The sequence below is a fragment of the Sorangium sp. So ce117 genome (assembly GCF_051524395.1).
GTDB lineage: Bacteria > Myxococcota_A > Polyangia > Polyangiales > Polyangiaceae > Sorangium > Sorangium cellulosum_B.
In genome coordinates, this window is record NZ_CP150309.1 from 4,930,008 (window position 1) to 4,947,351 (window position 17,344).

Here is a 17,344-nt window from a genome sequence, read left to right on the forward strand (position 1 = left end):
GTCGGCGGGGGAGGGAGACGACATGAACCACGGGCATCACCACGACCATGGCCACCCTCACGAGCACGGCCGCCCTGCTCCTGCCGACCTGGACCGAGCGCAGACGAAGGATCCGGTCCGCGGGATGGCCCTGGAGCCGCTCGCTCCGGCGCAGGCGACGCGCGTCGAGTACGTCTGCCCGATGCACCCCGAGGTCGTCCGCATGGAGCCGGGCTCCTGCCCGATCTGCGGGATGGCCCTCGAGCCGCGCACGGGGACGCTCGAGGACGCGCCGAACCCGGAGCTGGCGGACATGTTCCGGCGCTTCTGGATCAGCGTCCCGCTGAGCCTCGTCGTCCTCGTGCTGGGGATGTCCGAGATGATCCCGGGCCAGCCGGTGCAGCTCCTCCTCGACCGCTGGCTCGTCTGGATCGAGCTCGCCCTCACCACGCCCGTGGTGCTCTGGTGCGGCGCTCCGTTCTTCGAGCGCGGCTGGACGTCGATCAGGACTCGGCACCTCAACATGTTCACCCTGATCGCCATCGGCACGGGCGCCGCCTACGCGTACAGCGTCGTGGCCACGCTGATGCCCGGCGTCTTCCCCCACTCGGTCCGCCACGGCGGCGCGGTCCCGGTCTACTTCGAGGCGGCCAGCGTCATCATCTCGCTGGTGCTGCTCGGCCAGGTCCTCGAGCTCCGCGCCCGCAGCCGGACGAGCAGCGCGCTCAAGGCGCTCCTCGGCCTCGCCCCCAAGACCGCCAGGCGTATCGGCGCGGGCGGCCGCGAAGAGGACGTCTCTCTCGAGCTCGTGCAGCCAGGCGACCGGCTGCGCGTGCGGCCCGGGGAGAAGGTGCCGGTCGACGGCGAGGTCCTCGAGGGGAGCAGCGCGGTCGACGAGTCGATGGTCACGGGCGAGCCCATCCCGGTCGAGAAGACGCCCGGCGCTCGCGTGGTGGGCGGCACCGTCAACGGCACGGGCGGCTTCGTGATGCGCGCCGATCGCGTCGGGCGCGACACCCTGCTCGCCCGGATCGTCCAGATGGTGGGCGAGGCCCAGCGCAGCCGCGCCCCCATCCAGCGCCTCGCGGATGCCGTCGCCGCGTACTTCGTGCCCGCCGTGATCGCGATCGCGGCGCTGACCTTCGTGGTCTGGCTGCTCGTCGGGCCGGAGCCCAGGCTCTCCCACGCGCTCGTCAACGCGGTGGCTGTGCTCATCATCGCGTGCCCGTGCGCGCTCGGCCTCGCCACGCCCATCTCGATCATGGTCGGGACGGGGCGCGGCGCGACGGCCGGTATCCTGATCAAGAACGCCGAGGCGCTCGAGACCTTCGAGAAGGTCGACACCCTCGTGGTCGACAAGACCGGCACGCTCACCGAGGGCAAGCCGAAGCTCACCTCGGTCGCGACGCTGGGCGACCTCCCGACGAACGAGATCCTCAGGCTCGCGGCGAGCCTGGAGCGCGGGAGCGAGCACCCGCTCGCGAGCGCGATCGTCGCCGGGGCCCTCGAGCAGAAGCTCGATCTCCTGCCGGCAGGAGGGTTCCGGTCGATCACGGGCAAGGGCGTGGTGGGCACGGTGGCCGGTCGCTCGGTCGCGCTCGGCAACCTCAAGCTCTTCGAGGAGCTCGGTATCCCGCCGGATGATCTCCCGCGCCGAGCCGAGGAGCGCCGGCAAGAAGGCCAGACGGCGATGCTCGTGGCGGTGGATGGCAAGGCGGCCGGCATCGTCGGCGTGGCCGACCCGGTGCGCGCCTCGACCAGCGAGGCCGTCCGTCTCCTCCGCGAGGAGGGCATTCACCTGATCATGCTCACCGGCGACAGCCGCACGACGGCGGAGGCGGTCGCCCGGAAGCTCGGCATCGAGCACGTCGAGGCCGAGGTGTTGCCCGATCAGAAGGCCGCGGTCGTGAAGCGCCTCCAGGCCGAAGGCCGCATCGTGGCGATGACGGGCGACGGTATCAACGACGCGCCCGCGCTCGCGCAGGCGCACGTCGGCGTCGCCATGGGCACCGGGACCGACGTCGCCATCGAGAGCGCCGGGATCACGCTCGTGCGCGGCGACCTCCGCGGGCTGCTGCGCGCGCGGAAGCTCAGCCGGGCGACGATGCGCAACATCCGACAGAACCTGTTCTTTGCGTTCGTCTACAACGCGCTCGGCGTGCCGGTCGCGGCGGGCGTTCTCTATCCGGTCCTTGGAGTGCTGCTCAGCCCGATGCTCGCCAGTGCAGCGATGAGCCTGAGCTCGGTATCTGTCATCGGCAACGCCCTCCGGCTGCGCCGGGTCGAGCTCTGATCGAAGGCGCGAAGAGGTCAGCGTCGGAATGGCAGGGCCAGCACCTTCCAGAACTGCTGCGACGGCGGATAGCCCGCGGAGCGGTCGACGCCCAGGCGGCGCGGGGCCGCGTCCGGTCGGTACACGAACGTCCCGAAGACCAGATCCCACAGCGGAAGTACGGTCCCGAAGTTCCGGGCCTCGTCGATGTCGGCGCTGTGATGATAGCGGTGCAGCTCGGTGCCGATGAACACGTAATTCAGGAATCCGGCGCGGATGTCGACGTTGAAGTGCGAAATCATCGTCTGCAGATCGATGAGCAACATCGCCGCGAAGACGGCCTGCGGCGACAGCCCCAAGAACAGCAGGGTCGACTGGATCAGCACCGCCGAGATGAGCGCGTTGAGGGGGTGAAACACGCCGTGCATCACCACGTAGACGCGATCCGGAAGGTGATGCGCCAGGTGGACCTTCCACAAGAAGCGCCCAAGGGCTCCGTTGCCTTCGTGGCTGAGGCGATGGAACCAGTACTGCAGCAGCTCGAAGACCACAAGGAAGACCCCCACGCTGAGGGGCACGGAGGCGCTGGCGAGCGGACCCTGATGCCGCTCGCTGAGCCACAGGGCCAGCGTGCCGAAGCCGGTCCGCACCACCGCGATGGTGACGCCGGAGGCCAGCAGGTACTTGAGGTCGCGCCAGAAGCTCTGGCGGGTCATGCCCCAGTCCGGCGACAGCGGCAGCAGGCGCTCGACGGTGATGAGAAAGACGATCAGGCCGAGGAGGTAGCCCCACAGGGCGCGGCTCAGGTCCCAGCCCTGCGTCACGGCGGCGTAGATGATGTACAAGGTCACCGCCAGCAGCAGCGGGTACAGCAGGCGGCTCGTCATCCAGATCAGCGTTCCTCGCATGCGATGGATGCTGAGGTCGGGCGCCTCTTCTACCCAGCGACACGGACCGCGGATTGAACGTTAATGAACAAGAACGCGAAAAAGTCCGGAAACGAGGACAGGGACGGGGGTGGCGACAGGACGCGGGCCGCCGGTAAGATCGCGGATCGGCGCGTGCAGGATCGGCGCGTGCTGAAGACCCGGAAGCTGCTCTCGGACGCCCTGGTCGCGCTGATCCTGGAGAAGGGCTATGACGAGGTGTCGATCCAGGACATCATCGATCGGGCCAACGTCGGGCGGTCCACGTTCTACGCGCACTACGAGAACAAGGAGCAGCTGCTGCTGTTCGGACACGAGCACCTGCGGGCGCTGTCCCTGCGGGATGCGGGACGCCCGTTCGACTTCCTGCCGTTTTACCGCCACCTCGCCGAGATGCACGAGCTGGTGCGCAAGCTCCTGTCCGCGGAGAAGAGCGAGCGGGTGCTGACGCGCTCCCTGGAGGACATCCTTCAGAGCAGCATCTGCCGCCTGTACGCTCCGCGGCTGGCGCTGGAGGAGGGGGCCCTGTTCATGCTCCGCTCCGAGGCGGCGGCGGCGGCGCTGGTGCGGCTGATGACGAGCTGGGTCCACAAGGGAATGCCGTGCTCACCGGAGCGGATGGCGGAGGAGAGCACGGCGCTGCTGCAGCGGGTCCTCGCGGACGAGCGGGCCGCGGCGAGCGGACGGACGCGGAAGGAGTGAGGCGCAACCGCGCCAGCACGTCCAGGCACCACGGGAGGGGAGTGGATCGCATAGGGTGTTCTATGTCGACCAGTGCGTGCAGCGTGGTTGTACGGTAGGACCGTTGACGCCACCACGGCGGCGCCGGCGGGTGCGAGGGTGTCATTCTTGGCAGGGTAAGGAGCGCCATGAACATCGAGGAGCTGATTCTCGTGAATCCATCGAAACAGCGAATCGTCGACTGGATCGACTCGAGGGCGGACCGGCATCTTGAATCCATCGCTCAGCGGAGGATGCGGGGATGGTTCTGCTTCGAGCCAGCGTCCAGCTCGTCCGAGATCGTCATCTGGTGGGATGACGAGGCCTTCACCCACGCGGAGGTCGCTCCGCTCCTCACGGCGTCCGCGCGGCCCCTGGTCTCGATGATCAAGCTCTACCTGTCCATGCCTGAGGACGTCGTCTACTGGCATTCTCAGGTGAACAGTAGACTGGTCCAGAGGCTCTGGCAGGACATGGAGCGCTTCCGGACCCACGTGAGCCGGGAGATCGAGCGGATCACCGGCGCCAGGGTAGCGTGCCGTGAGCAGTAGCCGCGCGTGGGCGGCGCTGGTTGGCCAATGGGGTTCCGTCCGGCGACACGCGCGCGCCCTCGCGTACCGGCCACGCGGCAAGCTCAAGCAATCATCCAATCTCTCGCCTCCCCGCCTCCCCGCCTCCCTGTGAATCTCTCGCTTCTCTCCTCTCCCGCTCACCCCGCCCAACCAGCCACTGCTGCCGACGGTCCGCGCAGCCTCGCTCCACTCGGCAGCGCGGCCCACGGCAGACCGGCTCTGCCGGGATCCCTGACGCGGGGAACTAGCTGCGGCGTTCACATCGACTTCACGTCGAGCAGCGACATCATGCCGGCCTCGGCGTGCTCCAGGATGTGGCAGTGGAGCATCCAGCGCCCCTCGTCGAGAGGAACCAGGCCGACGTCGACGGTCTCACGCGCGTGGACCAGAACGGTGTCGCGGAAGAACGGCTCGTCGGCTGGTCGGCCGTCGCGGCTCAGGACCTTGAAGAACATCCCGTGAAGGTGGATCGGGTGGAGCCGGCCGGAGTCGTTGACGAACCGGAGCTTGCTCCACTCCCGCCACGGCAGCACCGACACCTCGTGCCCGTGACCGTCCGCGGCCGACGCCTCCGTGTCGTGAGCATGGCGAGCCGCTGCGCCGTTGAGCGTCCACTCGATCCCGAACTCACCGCCTCTCCTCGCTGCCAGCCGATATTCAAGTCGCGGCGCGATCGCCGCTGTGTCGCGCCACGGGGGAACATGGGCTGCTGCTGGCGAGGGGAAGGCGGGAGACTGCACCGCTGCTCCCTGGCTGACGTCGATCGACGCGAGCACGTTCGGGCGCCGGGTGAAGCGGTCGACGACGCTGAGCTGCCGGCCGGCCCCGGACGGCGGGATGGTGATGTCGAGGTCGATCCGGTTGCCAGGCGCGAGCTCGAACCCCGCGGGGTCGAGCGGCTTGGCGGTGTACAGCCCGTCGACCGCGATGACCCGCGCGTCGAGGCCGGAGAAGTCTGGCGCGAACACCCGCCCGTTCGCTGCGTTGAGGAGCCGGAGGCGAATCCGCTCGCCGGGCCGGACGGTCAAGCGTTCGTCGATGCGCCCGTTGACGGTGATGACGTTGCCCCAGCGACCGTCGTGCATGAGGTCGTGCGGGGTGTTGAACCGCGGATCGATCGCGCCCTCTCGGATGCGCCAGTCGTCGAGCACCCAGACGACGTCGCGCGAGTAGGGCAGAGGCGCCGCGTCCTCGACGACCAGGACGCCGTACAGGCCGCGCTCGACCTGCTCGCTGCTCCGCAGGTGCGGGTGGAACCAGAACGTGCCGGCGTCCTTGGGGGCGAACTCGTAGACGAACGTCCCTCCCGGCGGCACCGCCGGCTGCGTGACGCCGGGCACGCCGTCCATCGCGTTCGGGAGGCGCACGCCGTGCCAATGCACGGTGGTCGGCCGCGCGAGCCGGTTCGTGAACGTCACGCGGAGCCGCTCGCCGAGGCGGACGCGGATTGTCGGCCCGGGGACCTGGCCGTTGTAGGCCCAGACATCCAGGGGCTGCCCGTCGAGCAACGGCAGGGTCACCGGGCCGGCCTCAAGCGCGACGTCGCGGACGACTCCGGTCGGTTCCGCCGTCTCCGGGTAAGACCCCTCGAACTCCCGCACCTGGGCGCTCAGCGGCTTGCCGCCGGCGGACACGGCGCCGCGCTCCGGTGCGCGCCAGGGAGGACGGGACCGGACAAGCAACGCCGCCGCGATCCCCGCGACGAGCGTGGCGCCGATGATCAGCCGAACCCTTTGCGACGCAGTTGCCATCGTCTCGTGTCCTTCCGCTCAGGTTCCGTGGTGCTCATGGAAGTCGACCCCGGGGGTGTCGTTCCAGCGGCCGGTCGCGTAGCACATGATGGGTTCTCCTCTCATTCCTACTTGGACGACGCGCGAGCCTCCGCCCCATTACATGTCGGGCGCCGAGGCTCAGCTCGCCTGCCTCGGGAGCGAGCTCCTCCACCGCCGCGCGACCCCGCGCCAGGCTCGGAGGCCAGCCCGGCCGTGCGCCTTGCCGATGAGCGGACGGATCGAAGAACGTAGCGGGCGTCCACCTCTGGGCGCCGCGGGCGAAAAAAAAGTTGTCCGCGCGTCACGCCTGGCCCGCTGGTGCCTAGAACAAGTGGCGGCGTCCCGCTGCACCTCGCCGCTGTGACCAGATGGGTTACACTCGGGGGACACCAGAAACCAGCAAGGAGACACCGTCATGGCTTACTCTCGACTCATCGGCCTCGCCGCCGTCGGCCTGGCCCTTGCCGCCTGCGGAGGCTCGGAGACGGGGAGCTCTTCCGCCGGCGCCACGGGAGGGGGCGGCGGTGCGGGAGCAGCGAGCGGCACGGGGGGGCACGGCGGCACTGGAGAGGGAGGCGGGAGCGGCGGCGGGCCTCTGGCGACGGCGCCCGACGCGCCGGTGCTGTCGTTCGTGATGCCGATGCTGGAGGTGCTTCACGTCGAGTGGGTGCCGCAGCCGGAGTGCGATCAGATCGAGGCCGAGCGCAAGGACCCGATGCACGACTACGCCGTCGCCTTCACCGTCGCAGGATCGAAGAAGGCCTACATGGACTCTGATGCAACGGAGGACATCGAGTACACGTACCGTCTTCGCTGCAAGGTGGGCGAGGCCTACTCCGGGTACTCCAACGAGATGTCCGGCAACCCCACCGACGAGGAGAGCGAGCCTTGATACGGCATTCGCGTGCTCTTTCGGGCGTCGCCTTGCTGTCGCTGCTCGCGGCCGGGTGCGCCGCCGATCGGGTGGAGGAGCCGCCCGCCCCCGATGCCTGGGGCGAGCCCGCCGCCGCGCCCGACACGAACCCCGATCCGAGGATCGTCGAGGTCGACCTCGAGGCCAAGGAGGCAGAGAAGACCTACCTGGAGGGCACGACCACCGCGGTCTGGTCCTACAACGGTACGGTCCCCGGGCCCCTCGTCGAGGCGAACGTGGGCGACACGCTGATCGTCCACTTCAAGAACAGCCTGCCGGAAGAGACGACGATCCACTGGCACGGCGTCCGGGTGCCCAACGAGATGGACGGCGTGATGGCCGTGCAGGAGCCGATCGCGCCAGGCGAGACGTTCACGTACCAGTTCACGCTGCGAGACGCAGGGCTTTACTGGTTCCACCCGCACGTGATGGAGCCGGAGCAGATCCAGAAGGGGCTCTTCGGCCTCATCCGGGTGCGTGGACCGAACGAGCCGGAGGCCGATGTCGAGAAGATCGCCGTGCTCGGGGACGTGTTCCTGAACAAGGACGGGACCTTCAATGAAGAGCTCGACGACGACACGATCATGATGGGCCGCGAGGGCAATGTCGTGCTCGTCAACGGCCACGTGATGCCAGCGCTCGATGTGCAGCCGGGCGGGCTCACGCGTCTCCGGCTCGTCAACGTGGCGAACGGACGCTTCTTCAACCTGGCGCTCCCGGGCCACACGTTCCGCGTCATCGGCGCCGACGGCGGGCTGATCCCGGAGCCGTACGATACCGAGAGGCTCCTGGTCTCTCCCGGCGAGCGCTACGACGTGCTGTTGATCGCCGACGGCGAGCCGGGAACGGAGCTCACCCTGATGAACGAGCCCTACGAGCGCGGGCACCACACCGGACTGGCCGAGCCGATGCCGCTCGCCAGGGTGCGGATCGGCGAGGGGCCCCGGCTGTCCGGGCGCACGCTCCCCGAGACGGGCCCCGCCATCGCGCGGCTGCCGGGCGGGCCGGCGGAGGCGACGATCACGTTCGACGAGGGGTATGTCGATGGCAAGCTGACGTTCACGATCGACGGCAAGGCGTTTCCGGACGTGCCGCCGATCGACGTCCAGAAGGGATCGGTCCATGTCTATGACCTGCAGAATGACGCGGAGATGGACCACCCGTTCCACCTGCACGGCTTCTTCTTCCAGGTCCTGGCCAGGGACGATGTGCCGGTGGCCGACGAGGAGCTCGCCAACAAGGACACCGTGATCCTGCCGCAGCGGTCCACCGTGCGCATCGTGACGCGCTTCGATGAGCCGGGCATGTGGATGTATCACTGTCACATCCTCGAGCACACCGAGCGCGGCATGATGGGCGAGATCCACGTCGAGCCCTGAGGACCCGCTCACCATCGGAGGTCGAGCAGGCGTCGCGCCAGCGCCGCGGCGGCGACCCATGCCGGGATGACCTGAAGGACACCCGTGATCTCGAAGATCGCATTGTCCGGCATCACGTAGGTGGGCGGTGGAAAGAGGCGCGGGAGCGCCGGCGACCGAGGTGCGAGGAAGTACAGCGCGTCCTTCAGCACGTGGTTGTAGAGGCCCTCGTACACCCCGATCCAGGCGATCGGAATGAGGGCCAGCACGGCGACGAGCACGACGAACGAAGCTCGCCCGGCTGGCGCGCCCGCGCGGCGGCGGTGGATGGCGAGGGCGCCGAGGATCACCGCGATCGTCGGGATGCTGAGCAAAGCGATGTGCAGGCGCCAGGGCGTCCTGTAGACCACGGCGCCGATCGCGTGATGCACGGTGGTGAGCACCATCACGGCGATGCCGCCGAGCGCTGCCTTCCGCGTGAGTGCTGCTGCGCTGTCCTGGGATGTCTGCATGAATGAAGCTCTGCGATTGAGGATTGGGGGTCGTGCTGGCACCTCGCCTCACCTGGTCAGAAGGCGCCCGCCGCATGAGCAGGCATACCCGGCGCGCGGCGACGGGTCGATCTCGTCCCGCGAACATGACTCGTGCGCGGCGCGCACGAATCCAGGGCGCCCGTCGATGGCGTGGTAGCGTGGCCGCCGTGGATTCCCTGGCGGGGCGCCCAGGTCGTGGCGCGGAGGCTCGGTGTCACGCGGATGCTCGTGTGCGCCTCGCCGGAGTACCTGCGCCGGAGCGGGTCGCCGGACGCTCCCGGGGATCTCCAGCGGCATCGTTGCCTCGCGTTCGTCCGCGAGAGCCGTGTCGTGCCATGGCGTTTCCGCGCAGAGAGCGGGACGCTCCGGTTCGAGCCCACTGGCTCTCTCAGCGTCAACGACGGCGACGCCACCCGCCCCGAGGCCAGCGCGAATGCATGCTCGTCTTGTCCATTCGCTCGCTGGAGACCGGCCGCCGGCGGTCACCCGTCGCGGAGGAGCTCATCAAGGCTCGCCATACAGCGTCGCCGCCCCTGCCTTGTCGAGCCAGGTCAGCACGTAGTCTCCCCCGTTGGTGCCCTCGCACCGGCTCTCCGCGTTGTAGTGCATCACCGACCCCGGATCATAAGGCGTGAGCGCCCGCCAGCCGGGACGCTCTGTGCATGCGCCGTTGCCCTCCGGCCGGGCGTGCTCGTGCCGGAAGCCGAGGACGTGCCCGAGCTCGTGCCGGAGGACCCCGGTCAGGGTCTTCGAGGCGGCCCGAGCGATGTTCTCTAGATCGATGAAGACCTGGTGATACCCCCGCGCGACCATGCTCGGAAGGAAAGCTCGCCCGTTGTACGTGGTGCCGCTGGCGGGGACTACCTCGAACAGCACGGGATGCTCCTCGTAGTACTCGCAGGCCTCGTCGTGGTCGGGCTCGTAGACGAAGCGGACGGCGGCGGCGCTCGCCCAGGCGGACCCGGCCGACAGCGCCGCGGCGACCACCGCGTCATGATCGTCGCCGAAGCGCGGAGAGACGCAATACGTCAGGTTCATCTTCTGCTCGTCGCTCCAGCGGTCATCGCTCCCGTCGTCGCGCTTGTTGACGATGAGCGCCCCCGGTTGCTGGCGCTCGGCGGAGAGCTCCTTCAGGGTCACGTCGTCGTGAACGCCGATGTCGCCGTCGACGAGATAGGCGCCGTCGTTCGGATCACGCGGGAGGCTGGCCTTCCATCCATCGAAGCTCTGGTAAGTATCAGCGACGGGCTCGCCCGCATCGGACGACGGGTCGGCGACGCAGCCCGCCGCGAGGACGGAGGAGGCCGACAAAAGGAGGAGAGAACCTTGAATAGATGGAGGGATGAACATGGTGAGCTCCTTGCTCGGGCCGAGCCGGGCCAAAGCCCCATGATTGCGCAAGGACTACGCGAGCGCCATACGAGGGCTTCGAGGCCGCCGGGAGGACGGAAGTCCCCGTGCCAGGTTCGTTCGCCCCGGTGGAGGAGCGAAGCGGCCGCCTCGTTGTGCCTTCCACGGTCACAGACGAGCGTCATGCGGCATCGGTTTTCGTCGATCGGAGCGCCGCTCGGGCGAGGGGCGCCATCTGCGCGCGTCGCGCAAGCCCTGCGCCGGCGCGCTGGCGGGATCGCCGGCGCCGACAGGCGGTGAGCGCGCGGCACGACGTGTGCTGTGGGCTCCGGCATGAAGTCGAGACTGCTCGCCGCCATGCTCGCGCTGGCGTCGCTCGGCGGCGCGCAGGCGGAGGAAGCCGGGCTGACGGCGATCGTCGCCGACGTTCTCGCCCGGAACCCATCGCTGCGCGCGGGCGCGCTGCGGCGGCGCGCGTTCCAGGACGAGGCCGCGGCGGCGGGGGCGTGGCCCGATCCCACGGTCAGCGTGATGCTCGATCGGGTCCCGATGGGCGAGGAGATGCCCATGATCCGGTACGAGCTCTCGCAGATGGTCCCCTGGCCCGGGAAGCTCGACCTGGCGAGCCGGGCGGTGGAGCAGCAGGAGAACAGCGCCGCGGCGGAGCTCGCGGTCCGCCGGCTCGACCTGCGCCTCGAGGCGAAGCGCGCCTACTTCATGCTGCTGCTGAACGCGAAGCGCCGCGAGGTGAGCAGCGCCGGGCGCGGCCTCGCGGCCGGCATCGCCGGCGCGGCGCTCGGGCGCTACGCCGCGGGCCAGACCGGCCACCATGACGTGGCGCGCGCGCAGGTGGAGGTCGCGGCGATCGACGTGGAGCTCGTCAACCTGGAGGGCGAGCGCGCCTCCGTGGTGGCCATGCTCAACGCGCTGAGAAACCGGCCTGTCGAGACGGCGATCGCCGATCCCAGCGGCGCGCCCTCGCCGATGCCGTCCGGGGGGCTCGCGGCGCTCGTCGGCCGGGCCGCCGCGGCGCGGCCCGAGCTGAAGGGGATGGCGGCGATGCGCTCCGAGGCGCAGGCGATGGCGGCGATGGCGCGCAAGGAGCCGTATCCGGACCTCATGACGGGCGTCTGGCTCAACCAGAACATCGGCGCTGCGCCGTCGTTCGGCGCGATGATCGGCGGCACGATCCCGATCTTCGGCGCCGCCAAGCAGGGACACCTCGCCCGCGCTTTCGACGCGCGCGCGGAGGGCGTGGCGGAAGACCAGGCGGAGATGCGCGCGATGATCTCCTCCGAGGTCGCCGGCGCATGGCACCGGGCGCAGGCCGCGGCCCGGCAGATGGAGCTCCTGCGCGCGGTGGCGCTCCCGAAGGCGCGGGAGAGCTTCGAGGCCGCGCTCGCGAGCTACGGCACGGCGACCGCGGACCTCGTGGCCGTCCTCGACGCGCGGCGCGCCCTTCAGGGCGCGGAGCTCGTCGTCGCCGAGGTGATGGTGCGCCGCGAGATCGCCCTCGCAGAGCTCGAGCGGGCCGTGGGCGGACCGCTCGGCGGAGATGGACCATGAAGCGAACACATTCCTTCTTGCTCGCCGCCGCGGTGGCGCTGCTCGGCTGCGAGACTCCCTCGCCCGCGACCGGCGACGGCCACGCTGCGCACGCGGCCCCGACCGCCACGCCGGCGCCGGCGCCGAGCGACGATCCCCACGCAGGTCACGGGACGCATGGGGCCGAGCCCGCGGGAGGCCGCACCGACGAGAGCCCCGGCGCGCCCATGACCCCGGCGGGCTACGCCCCGGTCGCGCTCGACCCGGCGCGCCTCGGCGGCCTCTCGCTCAGCACGGCCACGGTCGAAGCGCGGGAGCTCAAGAGGCCTCTGCGCACGGTGGGCGTCGTCGCGCTGGACGAGACGCGCTCGGCGCACGTGCACGCCAAGGTCCGGGGCTTCATCGAGCGCGTCGCCGTCGACTTCGTCGGCCGCAAGGTCTCGGCCGGGCAGGTGCTCTGCTCGCTCTACAGCCAGGAGGTCTTCGCGGCGGAGCTGGAGTTCGTCGCGCTGCTCGAGCGCGCCGCGGGAGGGCCGGTGCCGGCGGGAGAGCTCGGGGCCGCGGAGCGGCGCGCCCAGGAGCAGCTCCTCGGCGCCGCCCGCCGGCGCCTCTCGCTGTGGGACGTGCCGAAGGCGGAGATCGCGCGGCTGGAGGCGACGCGGCAGCCACAGCGCACCTTCGCCCTCACCGCGCCCCGCGCCGGCGTGGTCGTGGCGAAGCAGGCCGTGGAGGGCATGTTCGTGGAGCCCTCGCTGGAGCTGTACACCCTCTCGGACCTGTCCCGCGTCTGGGTGCTGGCCGACGTGTACGAGCGCGACGTGCCGTACGTTCGCGCCGGGGTTCACGCGCACCTCACCGTGGAGGGGCGCGAAGGCGCGCTCCACGCGCCGGTCGCCTTCATCCCGCCGACGGTGGACGAGGCCACCCGCACGATGAAGATCCGGTTCGAGCTCGACAACAGCGACGGCTCGCTCCGGCCAGGCGCGTTCGTCTCCGTGACCATGAACCTGTCGCTCGGTGAGGGGCTGTCGGTCCCCGAGAGCGCGGTGATCCGGACCGGCACGCGCGCCATCGTCTTCGTGGTCCAGGGCGGCCGGGCGGAGCCGCGCGAGGTGAAGCTCGGTCCGCTCATCGGCGATCGCTACCGGGTCGACGCCGGCCTCTCCGCGGGAGACCAGGTGGCGACAGGGGCGCAGTTCCTCCTCGACTCCGAGAGCCGGCTCCAGGCCTCCAGCGCTCCGAAGGGCGGCCATGTCCACTGAGCCGCCGCGCCGCGACGACGCGCCGGAGGCGCCGACGGGCGCCATCGCGCGCCTCATCGACTTCTCCGCCCGCAAGCGGTTCTTCATCTTCCTCATCGCCGCGGCGCTCACGGCTCTCGGGCTGTTCAGCGCGCGGCGCTCCCAGCTCGACGCCCTGCCGGATCTGTCCGACACCCAGGTGATCGTGGCGACCGAGTGGATGGGCCGCAGCCCGACGCTCATCGAGGATCAGGTCACCTATCCCGTCGTCACATCGTTCCTGGGCGCGCCCAGCGTGAAGACCGTCCGCGGCTTCACGATGTTCGGGATGAGCTTCGTCTACGTCGTCTTCAAGGACGGGACGGACATCTACTGGGCGCGATCGCGCGTCGTCGAGCAGCTCGCCAAGGTGAAGGACAGCCTGCCCGAGGGCGTCACACCGCAGATCGGCCCGGACGCGACCAGCGTGGGATGGGTCTATCAATATGCCCTCGTCGACGAGAGCGGCGCGCACAACCTGCAAGAGCTGCGCTCTTTCCAGGACTGGCACCTGCGCTACTGGCTCCAGGGCCTGGAGGGCGTCGCCGAGGTCGCGAGCGTGGGCGGCTTCGAGAAGGAGTACCAGATCCAGGTCGACCCGGCGCGCATGAAGGCGAGGGGCGTGTCCGTCGGGCAGGTCGCCGCGGCCGTCCGCGGGGCGAACACCGAGGTGGGCGGGCGCGTGATCGAGATGGCGCAGCACGAGTATGTGCTGCGCGGCCGTGGTTACGTGCGCGCGAGGGAGGATCTCCAGGACGCGGTCGTCGCGACCGACGCGCGCGGCACGCCGATCCGCGTCCGCGACGTGGCCGACGTGACCGTGGGCGGCAATCTCCGCCGCGGCGTGGCCGAGCTCGACGGCCGCGGTGAGGTCGTGGGCGGCGTCGTGGTGATGCGCCACGGGGAGAACGCGCTCGACGTCATCGAGCGGGTCAAGAGCAGGCTCGAGGAGGTGAAGGGCTCGCTCCCGGCCGGCGTGAAGGTCGTGCCGGTCTACGACCGGAGCGAGCTCATCGCCGGCTCGGTGAAGACGCTCTCGACCAACCTGGTCCAGATCCTGGGCGTGGTCATCCTGGTCATCTTCGTCTTCCTCTTCCACCTGCGCTCCGCCCTGGTGGCCGCCATCGCGCTCCCGGTGGCGACGGCCGCGACGTTCATCGCCTTTTATGCGCTCGACCTGTCGATCAACATCATGTCGCTCGCCGGGATCATCCTGGCGCTGGGCGACATGGTCGACTCCGCCTGCGTGCTTGTCGAGAACGCGCACCGGAAGATCGAGGCTGCGGAGAGGGAAGGGCGCGAGATCCCCCGCGCGGAGATCGTCATCGGCGCCGCGCGCGAGCTCGGGCCCTCGATGTTCGGGGCGCTGCTCGTGCTCACCATCGCGTTCTTGCCCGTCTTCACGCTCGAGGGCGAGGAGGGCCGGCTCTTCCGGCCGCTCGCCCTGGCCAAGACCTTCTCGATGGCGTTCGCGTCGCTGTTCGCGGTCACGCTGGTGCCCGCGCTGATGGTGACGTTCCTCCGGGGCCGGATCACGCCGGAGGGGCGGAACCCGATCAACCGCGCCTGCATCGCGGCCTATCGGCCGGTGCTGCGGGCGTGCCTGCGCCGCCGCGGGCTCGTCATCGCGGCCGCGCTCGGGCTCATGGGCGCCACGGTCTACCCGATGTCGCGCCTGGGATCGGAGTTCATGCCGCCGCTCGAGGAGGGCGACTTGCTCTTCATGCCGGTCACGGTGCCGGGCATCCCCATCGCCGAGGCCCGGCGCCTCCTGGCCTGGCAGGACGCGCAGATCCGGACCGTGCCCGAGGTCGAGCGCGTGTTCGGCAAGGCGGGCCGCGCCGAGACCGCGCTCGATCCGGCCCCGCTCTCGATGTTCGAGACCGTCGTCCAGCTCAAGCCCAAGAGCGCGTGGCGGCCGGGCATGACCCAGGAGAAGCTCGTGGCCGAGCTCGAGCAGAAGACGGCGACCCCAGGCGTGCAGGGCGCGTGGACCATGCCCATCAAGGCGCGGATCGACATGCTCGCGACGGGGATCCGGACGCCGATCGGGATCAAGGTCTTCGGGCCGGATCTCGAGGTCATCAGCAGGATCGACGGCGACCTCGAGCGCGTGCTCAGGGACGTGCCCGGGACGCGGAGCGTCTATGCGGAGCGCGAGCTCGGCGGCTTCTTCCTCGACATCACGCCGGACCGGCAAGCGATCGCCCGGTACGGCCTCAGCGTGCGCGACGTGCTCGACGTGGTGGAGAGCGCGATAGGCGGGATGGATGTCGACACCACCTTCGAGGGGCGCGAGCGCTACCGGGTGAGCGTGCGTTATCCGCGGGAGCTCCGGGACAACCTCGAGGCGCTGCGCGACGTGCCGGTCCCGGTCGCCCCGCTGTCGCCGCGCCCGCTGCCGATCGGGAGCGCCCCGGCGCCGATGGGGGGCGCGACGGCCATGAGCTCAGCAGGAGGGATGGCGGCGAGATCCATGGGCGGCGACGCGATGGGAGGTGCGCCCTCGCCTGCCGAGATCGCGGGCCTCGCCGCCGGCGGGGGCGGCTCGATGGGCGGGGGCGCGATGGGCGGGAGCGCCGCCATGGCGAGAGGCCAGGCAGAGGGGCCGGCGCGCGCGGCGTTCGTCCCGCTCGGGCAGCTCGCCAAGATCGATACGGTCATGGGGCCGCCGATGATCAAGAGCGAGATGGGCTCGCTCACGGGCTGGATCTACATCGACACCTCCACGAGCGACGTCGGCGGTTACGTGGAGTCGGCAAAGGTGGCCGTCGCGCGAGAGGTCGAGCTTCCGGCAGGGTACTATCTCAAGTGGACGGGCCAGTACGAGCTTCTCGAGCGCGTGCGAGAGCGCCTCGCGTACATCCTGCCGCTCACGATCGGCATCGTCTTCGTGATCCTGTATCTGAACTTCAGCGGCGCAGCGCAGACGCTCCTCGTGATGACCGGCGTGCCCTTCGCCGCGGTGGGCGCGATCTGGACGCTCTACGCCGCCGGCTTCAACACCTCGATCGCCGTGTGGGTCGGGATGATCGCGCTCCTCGGCGTCGCCGCCGAGACAGCGAGCGTCATGATCGTCTACCTCGATGAGGCCTGGACGAGCGGGCGTGAGGCCGGCACGCTGGCGAGCGTCGACGACCTCATCCAGGCCTCGCTGGAGGCGGGCGCCAAGCGCGTCCGCCCGCTCCTGATGACGGTGCTCACCAACGTGTTCGGCCTCCTCCCCGTGCTGCTCGACGACGGCGTCGGGGCCGACGTGGCCAAGCGCATCGCCGCGCCCATGTGGGGAGGGCTGGTGTCGCTCACGCTGCTGACGCTCCTGGTGATCCCCGCGATGTACGTGGTGTGGAGGAGCTTCGAGCTCCGCCGGGCCAAGCCCGCGGCGCCGCCGGCTGCGGCTCCAGCGCTTGCCGCGGCGGAGGAGGCCGCGCAGGGCTGACCGCGCTGCGTGAGGTCGTTCCGTTCAGCGCCGCCCCGCGCGGCGCCCTGGCCGGTCTCAGGGCACGCTCTGGTGCCCCGCGCCGGCTGCCCCGCCCGGCCGCATCTGCGCGACCTGCTGACACGCGGCGGCGCAGCGGCGGCACTCGTCGGCGCAGGCCTTCATCTGCGCGTCACCCGTGAACCTGTCACAGCTCTGGGCGCAGAGCTCGCAGACGCTCGCGCACGCGGCCGTGACCTGGCTGTGTTGCGGCGAGCCGCGCATCAGGAACGTCGCGGTCGTCTCGCAGATCTTGGCGCAATCCTGCAGGAGCTGAATGTGGGAAGCCTCCGCGTGCGAGCCTCCCATCTGGAGGCAGTGCTGGATTGACTGGACGCAGATCGACTCGCAGCTCTGGGCGTGGCTGGCCGTGTTCACGAAAGCCGTGCTCAGAGTGAATGCCTTGTGGGCCATGTGTCCCTCCCTCGTTCCTATGATGCTTCTCGATGCCTCGTGAGCTCGTCTCGCGCGCGCACGGGATGAGTCCGACTGGCAGGGCGAGAGACTTGTCGAATTCACCAGGCTCGTCATGTCGGAGCGCTCCGCATTCGCGGCTCGGATGGAGGCTGAACCAGCGCCGGCGCGGCGCGTGCGTCGTGCCATCCTGCTCGCCCATGCGTCTGGGCTGCTCACAGGGCGATGCTTG

Annotated in this window: 13 protein-coding genes and 1 pseudogene; 9 read left to right on the forward strand and 5 right to left on the reverse strand. The window is 70.1% G+C overall.

What is annotated here, in order from left to right:
* Positions 1-22: 22 nt before the first annotated feature.
* Positions 23-2,272 (forward strand): copper-transporting P-type ATPase, encoded by a 2,250-nt coding sequence (locus WMF46_RS18340; RefSeq protein ID WP_437986787.1) that lies wholly within the window; start codon positions 23-25, stop codon positions 2,270-2,272.
* Between the two features lie 17 nt (positions 2,273-2,289).
* Here the strand turns inward: WMF46_RS18340 and WMF46_RS18345 are convergent, their stop codons facing one another.
* Complete coding sequence (locus tag WMF46_RS18345) at positions 2,290-3,159, reverse strand: sterol desaturase family protein (protein ID WP_437986788.1); 870 nt, start codon at positions 3,157-3,159, stop codon at positions 2,290-2,292.
* Positions 3,160-3,222: 63 nt separating this feature from the next.
* Here WMF46_RS18345 and WMF46_RS18350 point away from each other — a divergent pair, with 63 nt between their 5' ends.
* The gene (locus tag WMF46_RS18350) at positions 3,223-3,879 is read left to right on the forward strand and encodes a TetR/AcrR family transcriptional regulator (protein ID WP_437986789.1); all 657 of its coding nucleotides are present in this window, start codon (positions 3,223-3,225) and stop codon (positions 3,877-3,879) included.
* A gap of 167 nt (positions 3,880-4,046) precedes the next feature.
* Positions 4,047-4,448 carry a hypothetical protein gene (locus WMF46_RS18355; protein WP_437986790.1) on the forward strand — a complete coding sequence of 134 codons (402 nt, stop codon included), beginning with the start codon at positions 4,047-4,049 and terminating at the stop codon, positions 4,446-4,448.
* Between the two features lie 278 nt (positions 4,449-4,726).
* Here WMF46_RS18355 and WMF46_RS18360 read toward each other — a convergent pair whose 3' ends face one another.
* Complete coding sequence (locus WMF46_RS18360; protein WP_437986791.1) at positions 4,727-6,220, reverse strand: multicopper oxidase family protein; 1,494 nt, start codon at positions 6,218-6,220, stop codon at positions 4,727-4,729.
* Positions 6,221-6,656: 436 nt separating this feature from the next.
* Here WMF46_RS18360 and WMF46_RS18365 point away from each other — a divergent pair, with 436 nt between their 5' ends.
* Entirely contained in the window at positions 6,657-7,133 is a 477-nt protein-coding gene (locus tag WMF46_RS18365) for a hypothetical protein (protein WP_437986792.1), read from the forward strand.
* Positions 7,130-8,533: a multicopper oxidase family protein gene (locus WMF46_RS18370; protein WP_437986793.1), complete on the forward strand. Its 1,404-nt coding sequence runs from the start codon at positions 7,130-7,132 to the stop codon at positions 8,531-8,533. Before WMF46_RS18365 ends, WMF46_RS18370 begins: the two co-directional genes overlap by 4 nt.
* Before the next feature lie 8 nt (positions 8,534-8,541).
* Here WMF46_RS18370 and WMF46_RS18375 read toward each other — a convergent pair whose 3' ends face one another.
* Positions 8,542-9,024: a hypothetical protein gene (locus tag WMF46_RS18375; RefSeq protein ID WP_437986794.1), complete on the reverse strand. Its 483-nt coding sequence runs from the start codon at positions 9,022-9,024 to the stop codon at positions 8,542-8,544.
* Between the two features lie 171 nt (positions 9,025-9,195).
* Here WMF46_RS18375 and WMF46_RS18380 point away from each other — a divergent pair.
* Positions 9,196-9,465: pseudogene (locus tag WMF46_RS18380) on the forward strand (LysR substrate-binding domain-containing protein); the annotation flags it as partial.
* 84 nt (positions 9,466-9,549) lie between these two features.
* Here WMF46_RS18380 and WMF46_RS18385 read toward each other — a convergent pair.
* Positions 9,550-10,395, reverse strand: coding sequence for a hypothetical protein (locus tag WMF46_RS18385; protein WP_437986795.1), 846 nt, complete (start codon positions 10,393-10,395; stop codon positions 9,550-9,552).
* A gap of 333 nt (positions 10,396-10,728) precedes the next feature.
* On the opposite strand from WMF46_RS18385, the gene WMF46_RS18390 reads away from it, so the two are divergent.
* Genes WMF46_RS18390 through WMF46_RS18400 form a run of 3 tightly spaced genes read left to right on the forward strand, consistent with a single transcriptional unit; the run spans position 10,729 to position 16,659 of the window.
* Positions 10,729-11,961, forward strand: coding sequence for a TolC family protein (locus WMF46_RS18390; RefSeq protein WP_437986796.1), 1,233 nt, complete (start codon positions 10,729-10,731; stop codon positions 11,959-11,961).
* Entirely contained in the window at positions 11,958-13,202 is a 1,245-nt protein-coding gene (locus WMF46_RS18395) for an efflux RND transporter periplasmic adaptor subunit (RefSeq protein ID WP_437986797.1), read from the forward strand. The genes WMF46_RS18390 and WMF46_RS18395 overlap by 4 nt, the downstream gene beginning before the upstream one ends.
* Positions 13,192-16,659, forward strand: a complete 3,468-nt coding sequence (locus tag WMF46_RS18400) for an efflux RND transporter permease subunit (protein ID WP_437986798.1) — start codon at positions 13,192-13,194, stop codon at positions 16,657-16,659. The genes WMF46_RS18395 and WMF46_RS18400 overlap by 11 nt, the downstream gene beginning before the upstream one ends.
* A 57-nt stretch (positions 16,660-16,716) precedes the next feature.
* Here WMF46_RS18400 and WMF46_RS18405 read toward each other — a convergent pair whose 3' ends face one another.
* Positions 16,717-17,076, reverse strand: a complete 360-nt coding sequence (locus WMF46_RS18405) for a four-helix bundle copper-binding protein (RefSeq protein WP_437986799.1) — start codon at positions 17,074-17,076, stop codon at positions 16,717-16,719.
* Positions 17,077-17,344 lie beyond the last annotated feature (268 nt).

Excerpts from the sequence above, each read along its gene's own strand:
- WMF46_RS18340 (WP_437986787.1), top strand. The coding sequence starts at position 23 with ATGAACCACGGGCATCACCACGACCATGGCCACCCTCACGAGCACGGC.
- WMF46_RS18345 (WP_437986788.1), bottom strand. The coding sequence starts at position 3,159 with ATGCGAGGAACGCTGATCTGGATGACGAGCCGCCTGCTGTACCCGCTG.
- WMF46_RS18350 (WP_437986789.1), top strand. The coding sequence starts at position 3,223 with ATGAACAAGAACGCGAAAAAGTCCGGAAACGAGGACAGGGACGGGGGT.
- WMF46_RS18355 (WP_437986790.1), top strand. The coding sequence starts at position 4,047 with ATGAACATCGAGGAGCTGATTCTCGTGAATCCATCGAAACAGCGAATC.
- WMF46_RS18360 (WP_437986791.1), bottom strand. The coding sequence starts at position 6,220 with ATGGCAACTGCGTCGCAAAGGGTTCGGCTGATCATCGGCGCCACGCTC.
- WMF46_RS18365 (WP_437986792.1), top strand. The coding sequence starts at position 6,657 with ATGGCTTACTCTCGACTCATCGGCCTCGCCGCCGTCGGCCTGGCCCTT.
- WMF46_RS18375 (WP_437986794.1), bottom strand. The coding sequence starts at position 9,024 with ATGCAGACATCCCAGGACAGCGCAGCAGCACTCACGCGGAAGGCAGCG.
- WMF46_RS18385 (WP_437986795.1), bottom strand. The coding sequence starts at position 10,395 with ATGTTCATCCCTCCATCTATTCAAGGTTCTCTCCTCCTTTTGTCGGCC.
- WMF46_RS18390 (WP_437986796.1), top strand. The coding sequence starts at position 10,729 with ATGAAGTCGAGACTGCTCGCCGCCATGCTCGCGCTGGCGTCGCTCGGC.
- WMF46_RS18395 (WP_437986797.1), top strand. The coding sequence starts at position 11,958 with ATGAAGCGAACACATTCCTTCTTGCTCGCCGCCGCGGTGGCGCTGCTC.
- WMF46_RS18400 (WP_437986798.1), top strand. The coding sequence starts at position 13,192 with ATGTCCACTGAGCCGCCGCGCCGCGACGACGCGCCGGAGGCGCCGACG.